This window comes from Pontibacter sp. HJ8 (genome assembly GCF_054824225.1).
In genome coordinates, this window is the sequence record NZ_JSYF01000412.1 from 1 (window position 1) to 2,652 (window position 2,652).

Consider the following 2,652-nt stretch of genomic DNA (forward strand, 5'->3'; position numbering starts at 1 on the left):
TTACTGGCAATTCCTGCTCTTTGGTTTATTGCCTCGCTCATTTTTCTGCTCAGCAGGCTGATGCCAGGGGCATATGGCAGTGAGAGCATACAGAACGCAGAAACAGGCTATTACAGCAAAAGCGAGGCTGCCGTTCGCGCCCAGACTTACAGGGAATTTCTAGCAAAAACCGGGCAGGACCTGCCCCTCTTTTACTTCAGCCTGAGCCCGCAGCCTGAACCGGATACGCTCCACCTCGTCTACCCGGAGAGTGAGCGTAAGTTCCTCAAACAACTTAGCTGGCAGTATGGTGACTGGCAACTTGTCTCTTCTTTTCATAAGTGCCTGAAGTATCTCGTAGCTGAAACTACGCTTGCTGAGAAAAGAAAACTGGAGCCATACCTGCAGGCCCTATACCTGGATCCGAAGCCTGCTCACATCGAGGAAGCTGTTTCTGCCCTCGTACAATTACTTCCGGAGCCGCTACTGAAGCGCAGCCAGCTCCAGGAACATACAGCTGCCCTGCTGTCCGGGCAAAACCGCTACAGCTACCTGCTGCCCTCTCTGCGTTGGCATGGCACGGCCAATCAGTACCAGCACTGGCTGACAGGTATGGCAATAGGAGAATTCGGTACTTCTTACCGTGACGGACGGCCGGTGGCCACAGTACTGTTCGAAGCTGTCGGCAATACCTGGTGGCTCCTGATCATCAGTCTGTGCCTGGCCACACTGCTTGCCCTGGAGCTGGCTGTTCTGATGGTTCGCCGCACAGGGTATGCGTGGAGGAAAGTTGTTTTACCTTCGCTGTTTGTGCTGGATAGCGTACCGCTCTTCGTACTGGCCATGCTGCTGCTGGTCCTGCTGGCCAGCCCCGCTTTTCTGACGCTGTTCCCGGTATATGGCATGGGCTATTTCAGTGAAACAAGCTTAACCTGGCTACAAGCCAGAAGCCAGTGGCTGCAGTTCATGGCGCTGCCTATGCTCTGCCTGGTCCTGGCTAACCTGCCTTACCTGACCAATCAGTTCTACCACGCCCTCTCCGGGACAGCAAACCAGGATTATATTCGCACGGCGCGGGCCAAGGGATTATCCGAAAACCTCGTTATCCGCAGGCACATGCTGCGCAATGCATTGCTCCCTGTCATTACTTTGCTTTCTGACTTTTTGCCGGCCTTGGTGGCAGGAGCCGTTGTCATCGAAACAATTTTTGCTATACCTGGTGTAGGTCGGCTCCTCATCGATTCAGTTATGGCCAGGGATTATCCTGTCATTGTGGGCATTGTTGTAATGGTGGCCATCTTCAAACAGCTGGCTCATCTGGTTGCAGATCTACTCTACGCAATGGCAGACCCACGTATACGTCCCGCTACCACATGAGAAGGCTGCTGCATATGATTCGGGAAACCTGGCAGGTCAAACCTGCTTTTCGCCTGGCACTGGTATACCTGTTCCTGCTCACGCTACTGGTGGTGATACTGCCCTGGCTGCCGCTGCCTTTTCAGCCGAATGAACTGGACTTGGAACAGGTATTCCGGAAACCTTTTGCCTGGGATACTTATCAATCAGACCGGCCTTTTCACTGGCTGGGAACGGATGCATTGGGAAGGGATGTGTTGGTCAACACGCTTTATGGCGCCCGCACGGCCCTCGTCATCAGTCTGCCGGTGATGCTGCTGACGACATTTCTGGGCTTGCTTTTAGGTGCTGCAGCTGGTTTGTATGGAGACCACAAAGCCGCTATGAGCCGGGCAAGACTGTTGATGGGGCTGATCTCTCTGTTTTTTATAGGTTACTATGGCATTTTCATGCCGCTGCAGCTGGCCCGGCTTAAGTTTGAGACCACAGCGTTTATACCTGCTCTTTCTTTCGCGCTGCTGGTGCCTGCCTTTCTCCTGATTGGAATGACACCATTTCTGAAGCAATGGCCTTACCTGAGACAAAAAGTGGCCATCCCGCTGGACCAACTGGTGCTGCGCCTCATCGAGACGCTGACAAGCATCCCGAAGTTGATCCTGATCCTGGTGCTGGCTTCCTTTGCGTCCCCCTCGCTCCTGCTGCTCTCATTGCTGCTCATCCTTACCTACTGGACTGGTATAGCCCGCCTGGCCAGAGCTGAAACATTGCGCATCCGGGAAATGCCTTTTTTTGAGGCTGCTACCAGCATAGGCGTGTCTCAGCCTCAGCTTATTTACAGACACGTTTTCCCGAATCTGCTGCCGCCTGTGATGGTATCTTTTGTCTTTGGATTGGCCGGCCTGATGATGCTGGAGTCAACGCTGTCTTTCCTCAACATTGGGGTATCGACAGAGCTGGTGAGCTGGGGCAGAATGATTGCCGGGATACGCTCCTATACCTCCGCCTGGTGGCTGGTCGTCTTTCCAGGGGCTTTCCTTTCGCTTACGGTTCTCGCTCTCCAGACTTGCAGCTATTATTTGTTGCGGGTTTCCCAGGATAAGGTATAGCCCTTTTTCGTTACCTTTTACTATATAACGCTTTTCTAATATAATTCCTGATTTAGAGGATCAAGGTCGTAATATACTGATCGAAAGTGTTTTTACACTCTATACAGCATCCTATCTAGCAAACAATCAAATAAAGTTATATTATATATTCGATTTGCTTAAATTACTTTTCTTCAAACAGATTCCTCTTTTGCCAATGGGTTAAGCTGTA

Annotated in this window: 2 protein-coding genes; both read left to right on the plus strand. The window is 51.8% G+C overall.

Annotated elements, in window-relative coordinates; translation table 11 throughout:
* Positions 1-1,356, plus strand: a 1,356-nt coding sequence (locus tag OB13_RS16685; RefSeq protein WP_461491314.1) for an ABC transporter permease, incomplete at its 5' end; no start/stop codon positions are given.
* 14 nt (positions 1,357-1,370) lie between these two features.
* A complete protein-coding gene (locus OB13_RS16690; protein ID WP_461491315.1) occupies positions 1,371-2,441 on the plus strand; it encodes an ABC transporter permease in 1,071 nt (356 codons plus the stop codon).
* Positions 2,442-2,652: the final 211 nt, after the last annotated feature.